This is a genomic window from Microcoleus sp. B4-C1, from assembly GCF_036705285.1.
GTDB lineage: Bacteria > Cyanobacteriota > Cyanobacteriia > Cyanobacteriales > Microcoleaceae > Microcoleus.
The window spans coordinates 103,372-122,672 of sequence record NZ_JAUBUC010000008.1 but is presented as its reverse complement, the minus strand read 5'-3'; the positions used below and the strand labels follow the sequence as shown (position 1 = coordinate 122,672).

Genomic DNA, 19,301 nt, shown 5'->3' with positions numbered 1-19,301 from the left:
TTATCATTATTATTCAATTATATTTCTACATAAAGGGGTATTGACAAAATCTACTCCGTTCTAACTTGTTACCAATGGGAGGCAGGAGGCAGGAGGCAGGAGGGAAGAGGAAGAAGGAAGGAGCCAGAAGAAGTGTTTTTACAAATATGAGATGTTCCCTAACGCGCCACATTGCGATGGGAAAAGTCAATCGATTTTAGATTTTAGATTTTAGATTTTAGATTAAAGCATTGACTTGCGCGAGATAAATACGTTCGGCAAGTTTCATCGGATACAGGTTTTTTATTTCTGGGTCCTGATTCTGCTTTCGGAATGAATCCGGGGCTTGTATCCTGGATGCTTGATTGTCAAAAATTTAATGTAAGCTCTTCTCAAGAGTGGGAATAAAACCAATTAGGGATTTTCAGTTTTTTCTTGATATTTTTTTTAAATTCTTGCTTGAGCTTGATGGTAAATACATTTGGCAGTTGAATCTGTAAACAAACATTGATAATTCTTATCAAAAAGCTTGAATGTGCGGGTGGTCGGTTATCCGAATAATTCTTCAGGATTATTTAATGTAAAATTTCTCATCCTCGAAATTCTGCCCATGAGGCGCTAATCTATATCCCATAAGCGATCGCCCGCCGCAACTCCCCCGATCGCTCGATCGCAGAAATACCCCCACAGGGGATAGTAAATTTTTGTAAAAAATAGTTGACTAAAGGGCTGGAACTTCTCTCGTTTGGATACATCAATGCACATACCTGATGGTTTTCTTTCACCGCCAGTAGCCATTGCCACCGGCATAGCAAGCGCAGCAGCAATCGCAGTTGCCCTAAATCGAACCCGCGCCAGTCTGGGACTCCGACAAGCCCCAATCATGGGCTTAACCACAGCTTTCGTGTTTGCAGCCCAGATGATCAACTTTCCCGTAGCCGGCGGCACCAGCGGCCACTTGTTGGGAGGGGCGCTCGCATCCGTCGTTTTGGGGAGCCCTTGGGCGGCAACTTTAGCGATGAGCACAGTTTTTATAATTCAAAGCGTCTTGTTTGCCGACGGGGGCATCACCGCCTTGGGAGCTAATATTTTTAACATGGGGCTAGTTGGCATTTGGGTGGGCTGGTGGCTGTTGCAGCCATTGCAGCAACTTTTGGGAGGTTCTAGAAATCGTTTGCCCCTAGCTGCGGGTATTGCCGCTGGCCTCAGCGTCGTGGCTGCTTCGATTAGTGTGGCGATCCAATTGGCAATTTCTGGTACTGTAGGACTCAATATCGCATTGCCAGCAATGGTAGGGGTACATATTTTAATTGGGATTGGCGAAGGGATAATTACAGGCGGCGTGTTAACTTATCTCGTCAAAGTGCGGCCGGATTTACTGCCGGGAGAACAGCCACAATTGCAGAAATGGATAGTGCCAGTAATCGGAGTTTTATTAATTTCCGGGGTGCTTTCACTATTTGCTTCAAGTTGGCCTGACGGGTTAGAAGCGGTAGCCGAAAAATACGGCTTTAAAGATAAAGAAGCTGTGGCGATCGAAAATCCCACTCCTTTAGCAGATTACACAGTTAAAGGATTAGAAGAACAGCCTATTGGTACTAGCATTGCTGGACTTTTAGGGTCTGCCTTCAGCTTCGGCGCGGCTTTTGGGATTGCTCAGTTGGTGGTAAAACCTAAAGATGTCTAAACTCTCCATACCTTTTCGATTGCGAGTGTCTCTCACAATTGTGATTGGCATGGGTTTTCTGAAGACAGGCGCTTGGCTGTGGCTGGGAATTTATGGGGCGATCGCACTTTTTTGGTCGTTTTGGCTCAGGGCTCCGGTGCGAACCCTAGCGCAACTGTTGGGAGCAGAATTGATTTTTCTGTCCTTATTAGTGCTGCCCCAAGGTTGGGAACGCGCCAGTTTTTTGTTGCTGCGTTCCCTAATTTGCCTGCTAATTATGAACAGTTTTCTGCTAACTTTGCCACCCCACAGTTTCGGAATCGCCCTCAAAGGATTACCCCTACCAGCAGGTTTGCAAGAAATTGTACTTTTAACAGGACAATACTTAGAAATCCTGCTGTCCGAAGTCAACCGCATGAAAATATCAGCCCAACTCCGGGGCTTGTCGGGTACCGGAGGATGGCTGCGCTACGCCAGTGCTTCCATGATCGGAGCGCTTTATTTGCGAAGTCTCGATCGGGCAGAAAGAGTACACGCAGCAATGCTAATTCGCGGGTATCAAGGAGCTTTACCTGCCGAATCAAAATCAACACCAAAAGAGCGACTCTGGCTGACAGTAGCAATTGTAATGGCAGCCGGATTAACAATAGCTTCTTATGGTAAGTGGTAATTTAGAAGGGGCAATTGGTAATTGGTAATTGATTAATTCATGCCTCTACCTTTTGCCTTCTCCCTTCCCCTCTCTGCGCCCTCTGTGCTCTCTGCGGTTAAATACTCTTAATCCTAAAATCGAGGCAAATAAAACTTGAGTAGACTAAAATCTGTGCCAACAATCGAAGTAGAAAACTTAGTATTTGGCTATCCCGATCAAAAGCCAATATTGCGGGGAATTTCTTTTAGTTTGCAACCAGGAGAAAGAGTTGCTCTACTCGGCCTGACAGGTGCTGGTAAAAGCACTTTGCTCGAAAACTTGATCGGATTAAAAATCCCTCAAGCGGGCGAGATTAGAGTGCAGGGAAAAAAGTTGGAAGAGGCGACGTTATCCCAGGCGCGCAGGCAGATTGGATTTTGCTTTCAAGATGCTAACGACCAGCTATTTATGCCCACTATTTTAGAGGATGTCATGTTCGGGCCGCGCAATTACGGAGTGCCGCCGGGAGTTGCGCGCGATCGAGCTTTAGCCCTATTAGACGAATTTGGTTTAGTAGAATTTGCCAACCGTTCGGCCCACGAACTTTCGGGAGGTCAAAGAAGATTAGCAGCCTTGGCAGCAATTTTAGCATTAGAGCCGGCAATTTTAATCTTAGACGAGCCGACCAACGGACTAGATCCCTCGTGGCGGCGTCACTTGGCTAAGGTTTTGTCCCAATTGCCGATCGAGGTAATTTTGATCGCTTCTCACAATTTGAATTGGATCGGAAAAACGACTCAAAGGGCTTTAGTTTTGGCGGATGGTGAGATAAAAATTGACAGAAAAACCCAAGATTTGCTGGCAGACAAATCAACTCTCGAATATTACAATTTGCCACCAGATTGGTAATTAACTATTGACTATTACTCATAACATAAAGCAATCATTACTAATTACAAGCGATGGTAACGATGGGGTAGCAATAACAGGCAATGTATATCTGTAATTACAGGTCGAATTTGCGGACGGCTTCATTGTACAGGTGAATAGCTAAATCGCAAATAATTTGTTCATTTTGAAAATCACTTCCTAACTTCTGTTTCGCCGTTTGAACACACATTTTCATCAAGTCTGATGAACTTTCGATGTGAAGTGCGATCGCCCTTTGCTTTTCTTGAAAACTAGCATCGATTTCGGCCACCATTTTGACCGATTGACAATTCGCAAATTCCTCTAAATTTTCAGCCTTTTTTTCCTGCTTTCTCTTTTGTAGTTCCTCGGAAAAACCCCCAGCAATTATCCCCGCAGGTAATGCAAAAATTCCGATTCCCAAAAATGCTAACATGGCTCCTAACAATTTCCCTAAAGGAGTGATTGGATAAATATCGCCGTAACCAACAGTAGTTAATGTCACAACTCCCCACCACATTGCATCGGGGATGCTGCCAAAAGCTTCGGGATGTGCCTCGGATTCAACAAAATACATGATGCTAGAGGCAAATATTAACAGAATAAAAACTGCAAATGCAGTGGCAATCAACTCCTCTTTTTTAGCGTACAATACTGTTCCAAGAGTTCTGACTGACTCTGAATAACGGCTCATTTTCAGCAATCGCAACAAGCGCAGAACACGAATTAAGTTAACGAAGTTTAAACTAGGAAATAACAGCAAGAAGTAAAAAGGTAAGATCGAAATTAAATCTATCAAACTTAGCGGTGTAAGAGCATATCTCAATCTTCCCCAAAGCGGGTGGCTGTATTTGCGATCGACTGTAGACACCCACAGCCTTAAAATATATTCTATTGTAAATACTAAGGAGGAAACAATTTCGATGTTTACCAAAAGCGATGTGTGTTCTGGCGACAATGTGGGGGAAGTAGAAGCAATAAAAGCTGCGACGTTGATCAGAATTAAACAAGTTATGAAAACATCATCGGCTAAACTGTATAAATTGCTTGCTTCTGAGGTTTCTAAAATTTCATAAATTATAGTTTTGATTTTTTTACGCATTTGAGTTGGTCCTAAAAATTTAGCAATTAACGATCGCGCTTTACTACAGTCTAAGCAATTAGATTCAAAAAATTAAGCAGGAGTTGCCCTAAAGCTAAAAAATTGTGTTCTTCAGAGAGGCTCTTGTTACGAAATTCAATATTTCTCATGGAAAGTGGGTTGTTTGGGGCAACGGTATTCTAGTAAAATTTAGAGTTGATCTGGAAAAAATTTCCAACTATTACTGGGTTTGCAGGCAAAAATCATGAAGGTAGCCGTATTCAGCACCAAATCCTACGATCGCACATTTCTGGAAGCAGCGAATGTCGGCGGCAAACACGATTTAGTTTTTTTTGAACCGCGTCTGAACCTGGAAACCAGCGTTTTGGCTGCTGGATTTCCGGCCGTTTGCGCGTTCGTGAACGACTCCTTGGACGCGAAAACGCTGCTTAGCATTGCCGAAAAAGGCGTCCGCTTGCTGGCCCTGAGATCCGCCGGATTTAATCACGTCGATTTAGCAGCAGCGAAGGATTTAAATCTAACTCTCCTCCGAGTTCCGGCTTATTCTCCCTACGCCGTCGCGGAACACGCAGTCGCTCTGATTTTGTCCCTCAACCGCAAAATCCACCGGGCCTACAACCGCGTCCGCGAAGGCAATTTCGCCCTAGATGGCTTGTTGGGTTTTGACCTTCATGGCAAAACGGTGGGAATCGTCGGAACAGGCAGAATTGGCGCAATTACTGCCCAAATTTTGCACGGATTCGGGTGTCGCCTGTTGGGATACGATGTTTACCAAAACCCAGATTGCCTCGCCCTAGGCATGGAATACGTCGCACTCCCGGAACTGTTCGCCGCCTCTGATATTGTCAGCCTCCACTGTCCCCTGATACCGGAAACTTACCATTTAATCGGTGCAGAGGCGATCGAGCAAATGAAACCAGGGATGATGCTGATCAATACCAGCCGCGGTCAGTTGATTGACACTAAAGCTGTTACCAAAGGGCTCAAGTCGGGTAAAATTGGCTACCTCGGCTTAGATGTGTACGAACAAGAGACGGATCTGTTTTTTGAGGATTTGTCAAATCAGGTCATTCAAGACGACGTTTTTCAGCGCTTGCTGACTTTTCCTAACGTCCTGATTACCGGACACCAAGCTTTTTTCACCGAGGAAGCTTTGAAAAATATCGCCGAAACCACGATCGGCAATATCACCGACTTTGAACAAGGACGCCCTTGCCCGAATCAAATCGACCTCGCTCAAGTGAAAAAATGAGTCAAAAGACCGATTTGGCAGCGAAGGCAATTGTTTAAAATCAAGTCATATCGTTATTTTTGCTTGCAATTTGTGAAACTCTGCCTTAGTCTCATCAATTAGTCCCTGCAGCGCGGATGCTGTGCTAATTGCCGGACAATTATACTGGCAGCAATTCACAGCCTGCAATTTTACCTGACAACGGAGGAAGTATTCAATGACACAAGCTAACTTTTCGGACGAGACACAAACCATCACTGAAGTCGTGACAGTAGATCTGGTTGAGGACAAACCGGGGGTCATGGCTACAGTGACCACCACAGAAACAACGGCCAGCCAGTTCCAAGATATTAAAGACCAAGTTATTACAATTTTGTCGGAACTTCCAGCCTATCTCTCCAATTTTTTTGCTGACTACCAAAAGCCCCTCATAACTGTTGGTTTAATTCTGGCAGGCGGTATTAGTATTAAGGTAATGCTGGGAGTTTTAGGTGCTCTTAATGATGTCCCTTTGGTAGCTCCTGTTTTTGAGTTGATTGGCATGGGATATACGGGTTGGTTTGTTTACCGGTATCTGCTCAAGGCTTCTAATCGCCAAGAGTTGTTAACGGAAATTGATTCTTTAAAAGAACAAGTTGTAGGTAAAGATTCTTAAACGAAGGAAGAAGGAAGAAGGAAGAGGGAAGAGGGAAGTTCGGCAACGGATTCGCTCGACGGATGTAACGGATGTAAAGGATAGAAGGAAGAAGGAAGAAGGAAGAATGAGGATTTTTCCCGCTCTCCCCTCTCCAAATCTCGGACTCCTCCCTCTCCCCCTCTCCCACTATCCCACTATCCCGCTCTCAATTTGGATGGCAAACTTGTTGCAAAGTGGCGGTAAAGTCTGGGTAGGAAATGGCAGCAGCTTCTGCCCGGTGAATGTTAGTAATACCTGTGGCGTTGAGGGCTGCGATCGCCAAACTCATCGCTATTCGGTGGTCAGTGTAGCTGTCAACATCCGCGCCGGTCAAAGGAGTTCCCCCGGTAATTTCTAAACCGTCGGGTAACTCGGAAATTTGGGCTCCCATGCGGTTGAGTTCGGCAGCAGTCACGGCCAGTCGATCGCTCTCTTTGACCCGCAACTCGGCCGCATCTCGAATTATTGTAGTACCCGATGCAAAGACGGCCGCTACTGCCAAAATCGGGATTTCGTCAATCAGTCGGGGAATTAAGTCGCCAGCAATGGTGCATCCCCGCAATTGGCCGGAACTACGAACCAAAATATCCGCTACCGGTTCCCCAGCCGCCTCTCGCTGATTTTGCAGTTCAATATCGGCCCCCATCATTTCCAAAGCTTCCAAAATGCCTGTACGAGTTGGGTTGACGCCGACATTTTCGACTACGAGCTCGGAACCCGGGACGATCGCCCCAGCTACTAGCCAAAATGCCGCCGAACTAATATCCCCCGGTACAATCACATTCTGCCCTCGCAGTTGTGTCGGCCCAGTGACTGTCACGCTACAAGTTTCTGGATCGACGCTCAATTGGGCTCCAAACGCTCGCAGCATCCGCTCGCTGTGATCCCGCGACAGAGCGGGTTCTGTGACTGTAGTTTCTCCGCTTGCCATCAAACCGGCGAGCAAAATGCAAGATTTAACTTGAGCCGAGGCGATCGGAGAATGGTAGTGAATCGGTTTTAACTGCTGTCCTAGTATCCCTAAAGGAGCTAAAGAATTACTTTTTCGGCCCCAAATTTGCGCTCCCATTTGTTGTAGCGGTTTAATGACGCGCGACATGGGGCGCGATCGCAGAGAACTGTCACCCGTTACCGCATAAAAACGCCCCGGATGAGAGGCTAAAATTCCCAACATCAGCCGCATCGTCGTGCCGGAATTACCCGCATCCAAGACTTCCACAGGCTCCTCTAACTCGCCAATTCCGACGCCCGTGACTGTCACCCGTTCCGCGTTGAGTTCAGAAACTTTGGCTCCCAAGAGCGAGAAACATTTAGCCGTGCTGCGGGGGTCTTCTCCTAGGAGCAGTCCCTCAATAGTAGTTTCACCTTGGGCGATCGCACCCAACATCAAAGCTCGGTGAGAAATCGACTTATCGCCGGGAACTCGAATCCTCCCGACCAGCGACAAGCCCGATGCCGGTTTTTGAATGCTTAAAGTTTGGCTTTTGTCAAGAAGCGTAGTAGTTATAATGTCAGCTTGCATTGAGATAAACTAGGATTGGATGGCGTTAGCTATCCTACCTTTTTCCCAGTCCTAAGTCAGTCGTCTTTTGTACGGCCTGCGGGTTTTTTCCCAATGTGTCCGGTTAACTTAAAAGCTGATTAAACTCGCCCGGAGACTCCGCTGTCAGTTCTTGATGACACAGGAGTGCGGACGCAACGGCACGGATTTTACATTAATTTCACAAATATTATCCGTGTATCTGCTTAGATTTCATCTCCAGCTCTGAGTTATCGACCAGATGATTGAATTGTGACTAAACAATTTTAGATTTTCGATTGCGAGTTGTAGATTTTTCATTTTGTTAAGCAAAAGCTCCGGAATTTGGAACCCAGCCAATCTAAAATCTAAAGTCTAAAATCTCAAATCTCAAACTGCCCGATCCACCACAACTCCTAAACTTTTATTTATGCTGACCCATCACCGCAAGCCTGTAAGTTTATCGCTCGTCTCCACAGATTTACCTTTGTGGTCAGTCGTTGAAACCGCTGCTACGCTTTATCAAAAAGACCGCGAGCGCTTTCACTTGTTGTTGCATGAACCAGCAATAATCGATCGCGAATTTTCCGACGGTTCCAACGAATCTGCCGAGCAAGTTACAATCTTACCCCCAACTACAAAACCCCGGTTGCTCTGGCTAGAAGTTTCGCCCTATCGAGTCATTATGACCATGCAAGGAAACGGCAAATACAGTTACCGCCACTGCTGGGAACGAGGAATGTACGGCCTGAGCCGTTATTGGCTTCAGGGCGAATCGCTGGCGACTCCCGAACAGTTGCGACTCCGCAACTTCACTCGCAACTTGACGCTGACAGGAAAGCCGGAACCGGATCACTTGCAGTTAGAATACGAGTTGTGGTCGGAGAAAGTGCAACTCGGTCGCTATATTTTGAATCTAGAAATTCATCACTAAATTGGGTAATTGCAAAGCGGTAGATAGTAGGTGAAGGCGACGCATTCCTCAAATTCCTTCACCCCCCGTGGGTTGTTGGGGTTCGCGTGGCCATCTCAAAATTCAAAACTCTTAGCCTTTAGCGATCGCCCTTACAATAATTAATCAGTTTGCTAGTCAAAGCGTCTTGATTTGCGGCTGCTTGATTCGCCTGTTGGCCGGCTCTAATAATATCTGCTTGAGCTGTTTGGATTTGCTCTCGACCTTCTATACTTGTAGAAGCGAGATTTCCAGCCTGAAGGCTTTTGCTTATGTCGCCGAGTGCTTGACTAATTTCCTGGAAGGATTTAACCGATGGCTCCTGAATTTCTTTGAGGGTTGGATCTGTTATTCGCAGAGCTTGAAGTTCATTCGCTATCAGGTTCAAATTTTTAGCTAAATTGTCGGTAGTTGCAGCATCGTTGCTGTCTTTATCAACATCAATGAGAGCGTTGCCTTTGTTGACAATTTCAGTAAATTTAGTACACTGGACAGTTCGACTCTCGCTGCAACTAATCGTCAGCGTACAGCAAGCAACAACTATCAGCAGGATGGCAATCTGTTTGCGAAAAAAGTACATGAACCCTCGGTTGCAAAAAAAGTAGATTCTGGGATTTTGTCGTAGAGTGCGTCACTCGATTTTCGATTTTCGATTTTCGATTTTCGATTTACTTGCGACATTGAATCAAAGGAGCTGGAACTTTGGTCTAAAATTAGGGATTGTCCACAAGGCGAGTGAACGCGGCACAGTATCCGTTTTTGGGTGTGTCAGCGGGCCGATCGATATATCGACTGTCGAACAACTTTCGCGGCATTCAGACACGCTCTACTAAGCTAAACTACGTACCTGTTTAGGAACTATGGTCAAAAACAGCAATAACCTAAAGAAGGGAAGCATTTGGGGATATCTTACCCTGCTTTTGCCTATTTCCTTGACGGCGGTTGCCAGTTTCGAGTCGGGAAGGATGTTTTGGGCGATCGCCACCACAGCGGGCATTGCTTGGGCTTACAAGCTCTACCACCAGCAGCAAAAACACAAACTCGCTCATTTAGACTCGGTTTTCTATAAGTTGATCAAGGAAAATCAAGGGCGAGTTACGGCTTTGGATTTGGCGATGAATGCGAAACTCCCCGGAGAAAAGGTTCAAGAGTATCTCGACGAACGAGCCTCTGAGTTTGCCGCAGATTTTGAAGTGACGGAACAAGGCGGAATTTTGTATTATTTTCAAATAGCTCCAACTGTCAATCAAAGCGAAACAGCTAATGCGGCAATAGCTGTTCAAGAGCCTCCCACAAATCGGGAAAAAACACAAGAGAAAAAACCAAATTTATTCCCCATTGCTCAAACCAAGACTCCTCAAAAGCCCAAAATCTCTTTTACCCAGACGGAACTATCCCGCAGGTTCAAAGTTCACGCAAGTACGATCGGCAAGTGGAAACTTAAGCCGGAGTTTGCTCAGTGGAGTCGCGAAAAAGACCCGGAGGATCTCGCCTGGGAATATTCTACAGAAAACAAGCGATTTTATCCCAAAGATTGAGTGCCTCCGGTATTTGCCAAAATATCTCTATAAACCCGGTTTATACGACGCTCTGCGGTTGGTAACGAATAATTTGGCAACAAACCTGGTTTCTGAGAATTGAGCGCGTCCTGGGCTGATTTTACTGCGATTGACCGAAAGCATCCAGGATACCCGCCACGTGATTCATTCCGAAAGCAGACTCAGAACCCAGAAATAAAAAACCTGTATCCGATGAAACTTGCCGAACGTATTTATCTCGCGCAAGTCAATGCTGCAATTCTTTAATCTAAAATCTAAAATCTAAAATCTAAAATCGATTGACCGCTCGATCTCTTTAGGTTATTTTAAGTAAAATCGTGTTTTGCTGAGTTTGCCAAGTAAAAATCGGTAAGTTCGATCGTCCTATCTGTGACTTTTTTCTCCTATGTCCCAACCAACCTTGCGAGTAGTTGCCCGCCTCGCTGCCTTTCCCGACAAAGTAGCAGAACTTAAATCTCTGCTGCTGAGCATTATAGAACCAACTCGCCGAGAAAAAGGCTGCATCAAATACGAACTCCTGCAAAATCAAGCCGATCCCACAGATTTTACGTTTGTTGAAGAGTGGGAAAGTGCAGATTTGCTCGAACTACATCTCGGTTCAACTCACATTCAAGACGCCGTGCAGAAATTAGACGGTTTGGCCGTTGGGCCTCCAGATATCCGCCGCTATGAATTGCTAGCTTAATCAGGTTTTGATCGCAATTTGATTAAGGTTTATAAAATAGCTTTTACCCCCTACAAAAAAGGGGCGGGCACGGGGGCACCGCCCCTACAAAAGGGGCGGGCACGGGGGCACCGCCCTACAAAAAGGGGGGGATAAGAGTGAGATTTAAAAGTGTAGTAAATTCCTAAAATTTATGATATCTGCAACAATAAAACAGTTATTTATTTATCCAATTAAAGGGCTGACACCGCAAGAAATGTCCGAGTTTGCTTTAACAGCAGGACATGGAATTAAGGGCGATCGAGCTTTTGCCTTAATGTTTGCAGATAATCTGGAAGCTGCAAAGATGCCTGCTGACAATGTGCCTTGGATGAGCAAAAAAAATTTTGCTGTCCAAAACGATTGGCCTCTGTTAGCAGCTTTAGAATGCGATTATCAACCGGAAACGACCGTTTTAACAGTCAAACGTCAAGGAGTTGAAGTGTTATCTGCAGAAACGAACACAGCAGCGGGGCGCGATCGCATCGGCACTTTTTTCACAGAATATCTGGCGGCAATTGAACCCACAAAAGAAGCGAGACACCCGCAGTTTGCACCTTTGCACTTAGTCGGCGACAGCAGCGGCGAAACTCGTTATCCCGATCGAGAACCCGTACACATTTCTTTACTCAGTCAAGCCACATTAGACCAATTAACAGAAATCGCTGTTCAAAACATTGACGTGGGCCGCTTTCGCCCGAACATTGTGCTAGAAGGTATGGCAGCTTGGTCTGAATTTGAGTTGATCGGAAAACAGTTTCAATTAGGCACGGCGCTCATAGAAGTTACAGCACGAATCGGTCGCTGTGTCAATATAGAAGTGAATCCACAAACGGGCGATCGGGATATTTCCCTACTCAGTTTACTCCAAAAGGAATTCGGCCACGCACAAACAGGAGTTTTAGCCAAAATTATCAACAGCGGCACAGTTAAAATCGGCGATGTTTTGACTGCTGTAAAATAGTAGGACTTACGGGCGGGCAAGATGCCCAACCCCTACTCCCCACAAGAAAACTCATTATTTGTGGAACAGGCATCTTGCCTGTTCATGAGAATATCTTGGCTGTTCCTGAGAATGGTGCAAGATGTGAGATGCACCTCTCAAGGATTGCAGCTTACCTGAATATCTTAACTCATTCTGCTTCCGGCACCCTCACCTTATTACCAATCAAGTTCAGAAAACTCGTGCCAAAATGTTGAATCTCCAAAAAATTAGCATAAGCAGGAGTTGACTTATAAACTCTAAAAGTCCGCATAATTCCTAAAGTCGCCGCACTTTCCAGCGGGCCGATAAAGCTAGTATCCCTGTCTAAAAAATGAGACTGCTTAGCCCAGTGTGCCATCTGTTCCGCATTTAAAAAATAGCAGCCGGAATGAGGATTCAACGCCCGCTCAAAAGCCACTGTTTGTTCCATGATTTTTCCCTTTAACTGCCGCTGCTCCTCCACATTTTGAAACTTAGCAGTAGCTGTTGCTGCTAAATCACCATCAATATATGCTTTAAAAACCGCGCCTTGAGGCGCTATTTCGTAGCGATTAGGTTGCAGCAAATTCCCATTTCCTCCGTGATGCGTAAACCACGTTAATTTACTAAAAAACCACGGATCATGCAGAACTAAATCATCTTCCAAATAACAGAAATAATCGTATTTGTTAAGACACGCTCGCAAAACTGCTTGACACTCAAACCCCAACAGCAGCGGTTCACATTTTGTAGCGTGGTGCATAAAACATCTGGGCTGCACTGGCAGTTGAGGCAACAGATGATAACCTTGAGTAGTGCAAACAACAATGTCAATTTCGTGCTGTTGAGATTGATTTGCTGGGATAGTTGCACATTCGCTAATGTCAATCATGGACTGAGATTTGCCGTACAAAGCTTGCAGCGATGTCACGCAAGCGGTTAAAGCATTTAGTCGTGGTTGCGGATCATTTCGCTGGGAAGCGTGTTTCCCGTCGCCACTGGGATTGTAAAAGTGAGCAATAGTGAATAGAATTCGCATTGGTGTGGAGTAACAATTAGAAATTAAACAATAAAACAGAACGATCGCACAATAACCCTATAAATCTTACCGCACTTAGTCACCAAATAACTCCGGCAGGCGATCGCGCAACTCAGCATTTAAACGTGGCAACTCGTCTCGCATCTCTAAGTACCAATCTCGCCGCTGCCGGTAGTGCCCACACAGTAAGCGGTTGTCCCGCACCCATTCGTAAGCATTCGCGGCAATTTCCCGGCGCCGAGAAGTGTCAGAAATCAGCGAATTTAGTTTGGTTTCAAACTCTTTTTCATATCTATAAATCAATCCGGTTTCACCTTCGACTATGGAATGTTCGTACACAGTGGGACTTGCCAGCACCGCTACTCCCCGCGCTGCACATTCAATAAATTTTAAGTCGGATTTTGTTTCGTTAACCGGGTTGGAAACAAGCGGTAGCAAAGCTATATCGCAACTGTACATAATTTCTTGATACCGTTCGTAACTGCAAAATGGTTCAAATTCTTTTTGCTGTATTTTCAAGGCTTCAAAAAATTTGCTGTCGTGGATTACTTTAACTCGAATCCGGTGCTTTTGTGCGACTAAAACTCGATTGATTGCTGCCATAATCGGCTGCCAATCTTTTTCGCGGTTGAGTGCACCAAAAAAAATTGTGACTGTATCTTCTGCCGGATAAATTCGCGGCGGAGGTAGATAAGCTAATTGATTGGGAAATACGGCAACATTTGAATTGTATTGGCGCAAAATTTTTGCTAGCGGTTCTGTCGAAGTTTGAACGCAGTGACAGCCGCGATAGCTGAGGTAATTATTGTCGGCGTATTCGCGGCGACGGATGGGATTGTCGTCAATTTCAGCTACTATTAAATAGCCTTGTTGCAGGAGTTCTTTGAGTTGGGGAATGTACGCGGGATATTGCATGATTGTCCGCTGCCAGATGAAGACTTTTTCTTCTTCCGGCAGCGGGGGAATTAATCCTGCTGTTTTCACGCCGGATACGGTGCGGACACCGGGAATTGTGGCGCTAAATTTGTCCGGTTCCAAAACTCGCACACGATCGCACCCTGTAGGAGCCATAATGATAGTCTGAATCAGCAGTCTGCGCGCAGGTAGGGTCGATTTGGTCGATCGCACGATATAATATTCAGCACCGGTTTCCGTAGCAAAACTGCTCGATGTTAGCTCTAAAGCCTGTACCATTGGATGCAGCAATTGCTGAAACTGGACAAAATTTTCGGTTTTGTGTCCCTTCCCTTGAAATTCATAAACCTGCAATCCGGCTTGAGCAAATAGTGATTTAATACTTTCTAGGGTAAACCAGTGCTGCATCTTGTTGTCGGGATTTTCCCACTGTCCCCGCAACAGATTGACAATTCGCCGCCAGTATTGAACATTAGGGATTCTGGCGAGAATTTGCCCCTCTGGATTCAGCAAACCACTGTACTGCTTGAGCACTTCCCAAGGGTTTTTGAGATAGGGTAGCAAGTCGCCAAAAACCAAACAATCGACGGTTCCTGGGGCGATGTCGAGACTTTCGAGAGCAATTTCTTCAATATCGGCTACCGTCACCCAGTTTAGCCGATCGACTGCAATTTTAGCTTTTTCTCGATCGCATTCAATGCCAATATACTGACAATGGGGATTGATCAGCTTGTACTGTTCGCCCGTCGAGCCCATACCGCAGCCAATTTCAACAATGACTTTAGCATCCGGCGGTAGCAGCTTCAATAAGTCGTGGTTGACGCGATCGATCACTTTGTCTAAAATTCCTGATTAGTTGATCGTAAAATAAAACAGAGCAACCCATGCCGACAGACCACCAGCCGAAGGTTAGCATTGCGATGCCAGTATACAATGGCGATCGGCACATTTGTCAAGCACCCTATTTTCTGTTGCCAACCCTTTCTATTCCCTCTCTTCTCTTCCTCTGCGTTCTCTGCGCCCTCTGCGGTTCATTTAATCTTATTCACCCATCATACAAGCATTCCTATATCTTAGCAAAAATTGAGCAAAATTATAATTTATTCTCAACCCCTACCCTCATTCAGCGCGATAGAAAAACTCAATTAATTCGGCTTTTTTCCAAAAAAAATTAACCCAACAATTTGCTAAATACATTAGAAACTATGAACCCTAATCTAGGAATGAACATCGCCGGCTACATCAGCGGCGAATTTGGCATAGGAGAAGGTGTCCGAGCCAACATCAGAGCCGCAGAAGCAGCCAACATTCCCTTCATTATCAACAATTTTACCCGCAGTCCCCACCGCAAACAAGACACCACCTATCAAAACTTTAGCCAAGACAATCCCCATCCCGTAAACTTAATTCAAGTCAACGCCGATGAAGTTGCAACCTTTATCAAAGATAGAGGTTCCAGCTATTTTGAAAACAAATACAATATCGGATTTTGGGCCTGGGAACTTCCCGAATTTCCCCCAGAATGGCAGCCAGCATTTAATAACTTTCACGAAATATGGACTTACAGCAACTATTGCGCCGAGGCAATTTCAGCAGTCTCGCCAATTCCCGTTATCAAAATCATGCCCAGTATTGCTCTCCCCGCACCTTCCCTGAACAGAGAAGCACTGAATTTACCTAAAGATAAATTTATTTTCTTGTTTGTCTTCGACTTTTCCAGCCGCATCGAGCGCAAAAATAGTTTAGCGACAGTTCAAGCATTTAAGCAAGCTTTTGGGGAAGATAACAGCGTATTATTGGTCATCAAATCTTCTAATTCCCACAAATTTTCAGCGGCGCAAGCATCCTTAAACTCAGCCCTAGCAAATAATTCAAATATCAAACATCTAGACGGGTATTTGTCCAAAAATAAACTTAACGGCTTGCTCTATAATTGCGACTGTTACGTATCGCTGCACCGCTGCGAAGGCTTCGGCTTAACAATGGCTGAAGCCATGTTTTACGGAAAACCCGTAATTGCCACCGGCTATTCATCAAATACAGAATTTATGAATGTCGGAAATAGCTATTTAGTCAAGTATAAGTTAATCCCAATTGAGCAAGATTGCGGGCCTTACAAAAAAGGCAATGTTTGGGCCCAAGCGGATGTCGAACACGCTGCGGATTTAATGCGGTACGTCTTCAACAATCACCGGGAAGCTCAACAAATTGGAGCGATAGCCGCTGAGGAAATTAAGACTTTACTCAACCCGCAAGTTACAGGGAATAAAATTAGAAAACGTCTCGAATATATTGCCGAGATTACCGATAACTTTCAAAGCATACCTCTGTCAGGAACAGCCAAAGCGAAGTCTGCCAAAATTAGGGCTAACTTGCCGCCATCACAGCAACAAAGTCAAGCAAAAGGAGAACTGCCAAACGAGCAGCCGAAGGTTAGCATTTGCATTCCGACATACAACGGAGAAGCATTTATTGGGGAAGCAATCAAAAGTGCTTTGGCCCAAACATACCCTAACATAGAACTGATTATATCCGATGACGGCTCCACAGACCGCACAATTGCGATCGCCCAATCATTCCAATCACAAACCTCAGTCGATTTCCGCATCATACTGCACCGCAACTACGGCTTATCACCAAACTGGAATTTTTGCATATCCCAAGCAACAGGTCAATACATTAAATTTCTCTTTCAAGACGACTTGCTCGCACCAGAATGTATTGAAAAAATGGTCGCACTCGCCCAAGAAAACCCCAAAATAGGTATGGTTTTCTCCCCGCGTGGCATCACCATAGCTGACAATGAATCTAACCCAATTTTGCGGAAAGCTTCCCAATCAATTAAAGATTTGCATAAAAGTTGGTCTAATTTAAAATCTATTCAGCCAGGAAAAGAATTACTCGCAGATACTAAATGCTTGAACAACCCGATAAACAAAATTGGCGAACCGAGTACCGTCTTAATTGCCGCGCGAGTCTTTGAAGAAATAGGATTATTTGATTCGGGATTATCTCAGTATGTAGACTTAGATATGTGGTGGCGAATCATGGGTAACTATCACATCGGATTTGTCGATGAAAAACTGTCATCACTGCGGATTCATCCCGAACAACAAACTTGGAAAAACTTCGCCGCTGGGGAAAACCATAAAGATGTAGTCAGATTTTACAAAAAACTACTAAATAGTCCTGATTACAGTTTCCTGGATCAACAAATCAAACAGACAATCCGCCATAAGTTGGCATTGAGAACCCAGCCGAGTTTATCAGAATTATCACCACTGCTCGATCAATACAATAAATTTCCCTCAAAACAGCCTCTTCTCGCGCTGCGCCCATACCGCCAACAGCTAGCGGAATATTGGCTGAATTTGCCAGCGGAAAAATTAGAAAGTGCTTACTCGAAAGACATGGGGAAAGCTCATAAATTGCTACTAGATAGCGCCCTCAAAAATGAAACTTTAACTGAGTCAGAACAAAGTTTTGTCCAGCAGTTATCCTCGAAACTTGCTGCAGGAGGGGAAATTGCCGAGAAGATGCCATATCTCCTCGCAGCGATGCTGTACCGCGACGCTTATCAGTTGCCACTTGAGTATAAAAATGCAGCGATTCCCCAGTGGTTTTTTGACGATTTTCTGAAATTCCTATTTCAGTCACCGAATTATTTTCAAAGGAGAGGTGGCATTGTCAAGAACGGGCAAGATGCCCGTTCCACACAAGATGAATTTTCTGGTGGAACAGGCATCTTGCCTGTTGGTTCCACAACAGATGAATTTTCTGGTGGAACAGGCATCTTGCCTGTTGGTTCCACAACAGATGAATTTGCTGGTGGAACAGGCATCTTGCCTATTGGTTCCACACAAGATGAATTTGCTGGTGGAACAGGCATCTTGCCTGTTGGTTCCACAACAGATGAATTTGCTGGTGGAACAGGCATCTTGCCTGTTCCTAAACAAGTAATTGAGAAGGGTGCAAGATATCAGTTTCAACCCAAGTCGGAAGTTGAAATGTACTCAGAATATTTCCAGCAGTTAATCAAGTACGTCGCAGCTAATATCGCCAGTTTCCCCGATTCAGAGGTTTGGCGTTATTTGGCGGATTTTATTGCGAAAAATGTTAGATTCCAAGCTTTGTATTTGAGCGAGGTAAATCTGCTCAATATATTGAGTCAGCGAGCTGATATTCTGGAATTTTATTTGAAAAATATCGGCAGTCAAATAGAATGGAATTTTCCTCAGAGAGAACCTGAAAGAACTAAAATCAGAGTTGGCTTTTTGCTGGATAAAATTAGTGAGGAATCCGAGACTCGTGCAGCAATTTCGAGTTTTGAATATTTAGACAGAAGCAAATTTGAAATTATCGTGTACTATTTCCAGGTACAAGACGAGCGACTGGGGAAATATTGCGAAAGTTGCGCCGACAAACTGGTGCAACTGTCAGAAGCTTTGCCCAATCAAGTCCGAGAAATGCGATCGCACGATTTAGATATTCTGCTAATCTGCACCAATACTACCGACACTTCTCAACCAAGCGCGCTGCTGTGCCTGCACCGACTAGCGCGGGTGCAAATAGCTACTGGTGCATCAACCCCCGCAACCACCGGAAGCCGAAATATCGATTATTTCATTGCTGGAGATTTGACATTGCCCGCAGGTGCTGCAGCAGAGTATCGCGAAAAATTAATTACTTTAAAAGGGTCGGGAGTTTGTTTAAGCTATACTGTAGGATCAGCACCTGCCACAGTTGAACCGACTCGCAGGAGTTGGGGAGCTACAGACGAATCTGTAGTGTTCATGTCCGGCGCTCCAGCTTTAACAATTATCCCAGAATTGAGAGAAACTTGGGCCAAAATTATTGCGGCGGTACCAAATTCTATTTTAGTTTTGTATCCCTTTAGTTCCCGCAATGAAAACTATCCGACGGTGCCTTTTTACAACCAAATTCGATCGCTCTTTGCCGAATTTGGGATTGACAAAAAGCGCTTAGTTGTGATTAAGGCGCTGCCATCTCGCGCCGATTGCATAAAATGTCTGGAATTGGCTGATATATATTTAGACTCCTATCCATACAGCAGTGGCTGCTTCTTAGCAGAACCCCTGTTGGTGGGGTTGCCTGTAGTGGTAAGAAAAGGGCAAAAAACTCGATCGCGACAATCAGCCGCAGTCCTCGAAGAACTGCTAATTCCGGAACTGGTAGCCGACAGCGAGAACTCTTATTTAGAGCTGAACACAGCACTGGGAACCAACCCAGAACTGCGCCGGCACTACCGCGAGCGAATCCAGCAAAAAATGGCGGCAAACCCCAAATATCTCGACAGTCGCGCTTGCTCGACCCAACTCGAAGCACTCTTTGAAAGACTATTCCGAGAGTGAAGGAAGAAGGAAGAAGGAAGTTCAGCAACTAAGCAGTGTACGGGATTTAACGGATAGATGTTGAGGGAAGATTTTCCCACTCTC

Annotated in this window: 17 protein-coding genes; 11 read left to right on the top strand and 6 right to left on the bottom strand. The window is 45.1% G+C overall.

Translation table 11 applies throughout. From position 1 onward, the window contains the following. Positions 1-602: 602 nt before the first annotated feature. On the bottom strand, positions 603-737 hold the full coding sequence (locus QUB26_RS05350; protein WP_333252564.1) for a hypothetical protein: 135 nt from the start codon (positions 735-737) through the stop codon (positions 603-605). On the opposite strand from QUB26_RS05350, the gene QUB26_RS05345 reads away from it, so the two are divergent. The 3 genes from QUB26_RS05345 (at position 737) to QUB26_RS05335 (ending at position 3,185) form a co-directional block, all read left to right on the top strand. Further along, positions 737-1,666, top strand: a complete 930-nt coding sequence (locus QUB26_RS05345) for an energy-coupling factor ABC transporter permease (RefSeq protein ID WP_333237248.1) — start codon at positions 737-739, stop codon at positions 1,664-1,666. The two genes, QUB26_RS05350 and QUB26_RS05345, sit on opposite strands and share 1 nt — an antisense overlap. Continuing rightward, a complete protein-coding gene (locus QUB26_RS05340) occupies positions 1,659-2,315 on the top strand; it encodes an energy-coupling factor transporter transmembrane protein EcfT (RefSeq protein ID WP_333237250.1) in 657 nt (218 codons plus the stop codon). Before QUB26_RS05345 ends, QUB26_RS05340 begins: the two co-directional genes overlap by 8 nt. Before the next feature lie 135 nt (positions 2,316-2,450). Beyond that, on the top strand, positions 2,451-3,185 hold the full coding sequence (locus QUB26_RS05335; RefSeq protein ID WP_333237252.1) for an ABC transporter ATP-binding protein: 735 nt from the start codon (positions 2,451-2,453) through the stop codon (positions 3,183-3,185). Positions 3,186-3,282: 97 nt separating this feature from the next. Here the strand turns inward: QUB26_RS05335 and QUB26_RS05330 are convergent, their stop codons facing one another. After that, entirely contained in the window at positions 3,283-4,287 is a 1,005-nt protein-coding gene (locus QUB26_RS05330; protein ID WP_333237254.1) for an ion transporter, read from the bottom strand. Positions 4,288-4,531: 244 nt separating this feature from the next. Between QUB26_RS05330 and QUB26_RS05325 the strand changes: the two genes are divergently transcribed. Together QUB26_RS05325 and QUB26_RS05320 are read left to right on the top strand one after the other, a co-directional pair. Then, entirely contained in the window at positions 4,532-5,539 is a 1,008-nt protein-coding gene (locus tag QUB26_RS05325; protein ID WP_333237256.1) for a 2-hydroxyacid dehydrogenase, read from the top strand. Positions 5,540-5,735: 196 nt separating this feature from the next. Further along, the gene (locus tag QUB26_RS05320; RefSeq protein ID WP_333237259.1) at positions 5,736-6,173 is read left to right on the top strand and encodes a CAAD domain-containing protein; all 438 of its coding nucleotides are present in this window, start codon (positions 5,736-5,738) and stop codon (positions 6,171-6,173) included. Positions 6,174-6,360: 187 nt separating this feature from the next. On the opposite strand, the gene aroA is transcribed toward QUB26_RS05320, so the two are convergent. After that, positions 6,361-7,716: a 3-phosphoshikimate 1-carboxyvinyltransferase gene (gene aroA / locus QUB26_RS05315; RefSeq protein ID WP_333237261.1), complete on the bottom strand. Its 1,356-nt coding sequence runs from the start codon at positions 7,714-7,716 to the stop codon at positions 6,361-6,363. A gap of 427 nt (positions 7,717-8,143) precedes the next feature. On the opposite strand from aroA, the gene QUB26_RS05310 reads away from it, so the two are divergent. Beyond that, positions 8,144-8,647, top strand: coding sequence for a hypothetical protein (locus tag QUB26_RS05310; RefSeq protein WP_333237263.1), 504 nt, complete (start codon positions 8,144-8,146; stop codon positions 8,645-8,647). 118 nt (positions 8,648-8,765) lie between these two features. Here QUB26_RS05310 and QUB26_RS05305 read toward each other — a convergent pair whose 3' ends face one another. Next, entirely contained in the window at positions 8,766-9,245 is a 480-nt protein-coding gene (locus QUB26_RS05305) for a hypothetical protein (RefSeq protein ID WP_333053342.1), read from the bottom strand. A 280-nt stretch (positions 9,246-9,525) separates the two neighbouring features. Between QUB26_RS05305 and QUB26_RS05300 the strand changes: the two genes are divergently transcribed. The 4 genes from QUB26_RS05300 (at position 9,526) to QUB26_RS05285 (ending at position 12,050) form a co-directional block, all read left to right on the top strand. After that, positions 9,526-10,203, top strand: coding sequence for a hypothetical protein (locus tag QUB26_RS05300; protein WP_333237265.1), 678 nt, complete (start codon positions 9,526-9,528; stop codon positions 10,201-10,203). Between the two features lie 406 nt (positions 10,204-10,609). Next, positions 10,610-10,909: a putative quinol monooxygenase gene (locus QUB26_RS05295; protein ID WP_333237267.1), complete on the top strand. Its 300-nt coding sequence runs from the start codon at positions 10,610-10,612 to the stop codon at positions 10,907-10,909. Positions 10,910-11,081: 172 nt separating this feature from the next. Continuing rightward, entirely contained in the window at positions 11,082-11,891 is an 810-nt protein-coding gene (locus QUB26_RS05290; protein ID WP_333317040.1) for an MOSC domain-containing protein, read from the top strand. Between the two features lie 21 nt (positions 11,892-11,912). Further along, positions 11,913-12,050, top strand: coding sequence for a hypothetical protein (locus QUB26_RS05285; protein WP_333291147.1), 138 nt, complete (start codon positions 11,913-11,915; stop codon positions 12,048-12,050). Positions 12,051-12,060: 10 nt separating this feature from the next. Here the strand turns inward: QUB26_RS05285 and QUB26_RS05280 are convergent, their stop codons facing one another. Together QUB26_RS05280 and QUB26_RS05275 are read right to left on the bottom strand one after the other, a co-directional pair. Next, positions 12,061-12,930 carry a calcium-binding protein gene (locus QUB26_RS05280; RefSeq protein ID WP_333317038.1) on the bottom strand — a complete coding sequence of 290 codons (870 nt, stop codon included), beginning with the start codon at positions 12,928-12,930 and terminating at the stop codon, positions 12,061-12,063. A 75-nt stretch (positions 12,931-13,005) separates the two neighbouring features. Further along, entirely contained in the window at positions 13,006-14,679 is a 1,674-nt protein-coding gene (locus QUB26_RS05275; protein WP_333317036.1) for a methyltransferase domain-containing protein, read from the bottom strand. Positions 14,680-15,050: 371 nt separating this feature from the next. Here QUB26_RS05275 and QUB26_RS05270 point away from each other — a divergent pair, with 371 nt between their 5' ends. After that, entirely contained in the window at positions 15,051-19,217 is a 4,167-nt protein-coding gene (locus QUB26_RS05270) for a glycosyltransferase (RefSeq protein WP_333237277.1), read from the top strand. Positions 19,218-19,301: the final 84 nt, after the last annotated feature.

Bases quoted from the DNA above. Each gene is read 5' to 3' on its own strand.
- QUB26_RS05340 (WP_333237250.1), top strand. From the start codon at position 1,659: ATGTCTAAACTCTCCATACCTTTTCGATTGCGAGTGTCTCTCACAATT.
- QUB26_RS05325 (WP_333237256.1), top strand. From the start codon at position 4,532: ATGAAGGTAGCCGTATTCAGCACCAAATCCTACGATCGCACATTTCTG.
- QUB26_RS05330 (WP_333237254.1), bottom strand. From the start codon at position 4,287: ATGCGTAAAAAAATCAAAACTATAATTTATGAAATTTTAGAAACCTCA.
- QUB26_RS05290 (WP_333317040.1), top strand. From the start codon at position 11,082: ATGATATCTGCAACAATAAAACAGTTATTTATTTATCCAATTAAAGGG.
- QUB26_RS05270 (WP_333237277.1), top strand. From the start codon at position 15,051: ATGAACCCTAATCTAGGAATGAACATCGCCGGCTACATCAGCGGCGAA.
- QUB26_RS05345 (WP_333237248.1), top strand. From the start codon at position 737: ATGCACATACCTGATGGTTTTCTTTCACCGCCAGTAGCCATTGCCACC.
- QUB26_RS05285 (WP_333291147.1), top strand. From the start codon at position 11,913: ATGCCCAACCCCTACTCCCCACAAGAAAACTCATTATTTGTGGAACAG.
- QUB26_RS05280 (WP_333317038.1), bottom strand. From the start codon at position 12,930: ATGCGAATTCTATTCACTATTGCTCACTTTTACAATCCCAGTGGCGAC.
- QUB26_RS05295 (WP_333237267.1), top strand. From the start codon at position 10,610: ATGTCCCAACCAACCTTGCGAGTAGTTGCCCGCCTCGCTGCCTTTCCC.
- QUB26_RS05305 (WP_333053342.1), bottom strand. From the start codon at position 9,245: ATGTACTTTTTTCGCAAACAGATTGCCATCCTGCTGATAGTTGTTGCT.
- QUB26_RS05310 (WP_333237263.1), top strand. From the start codon at position 8,144: ATGCTGACCCATCACCGCAAGCCTGTAAGTTTATCGCTCGTCTCCACA.
- QUB26_RS05300 (WP_333237265.1), top strand. From the start codon at position 9,526: ATGGTCAAAAACAGCAATAACCTAAAGAAGGGAAGCATTTGGGGATAT.
- aroA (WP_333237261.1), bottom strand. From the start codon at position 7,716: ATGCAAGCTGACATTATAACTACTACGCTTCTTGACAAAAGCCAAACT.
- QUB26_RS05320 (WP_333237259.1), top strand. From the start codon at position 5,736: ATGACACAAGCTAACTTTTCGGACGAGACACAAACCATCACTGAAGTC.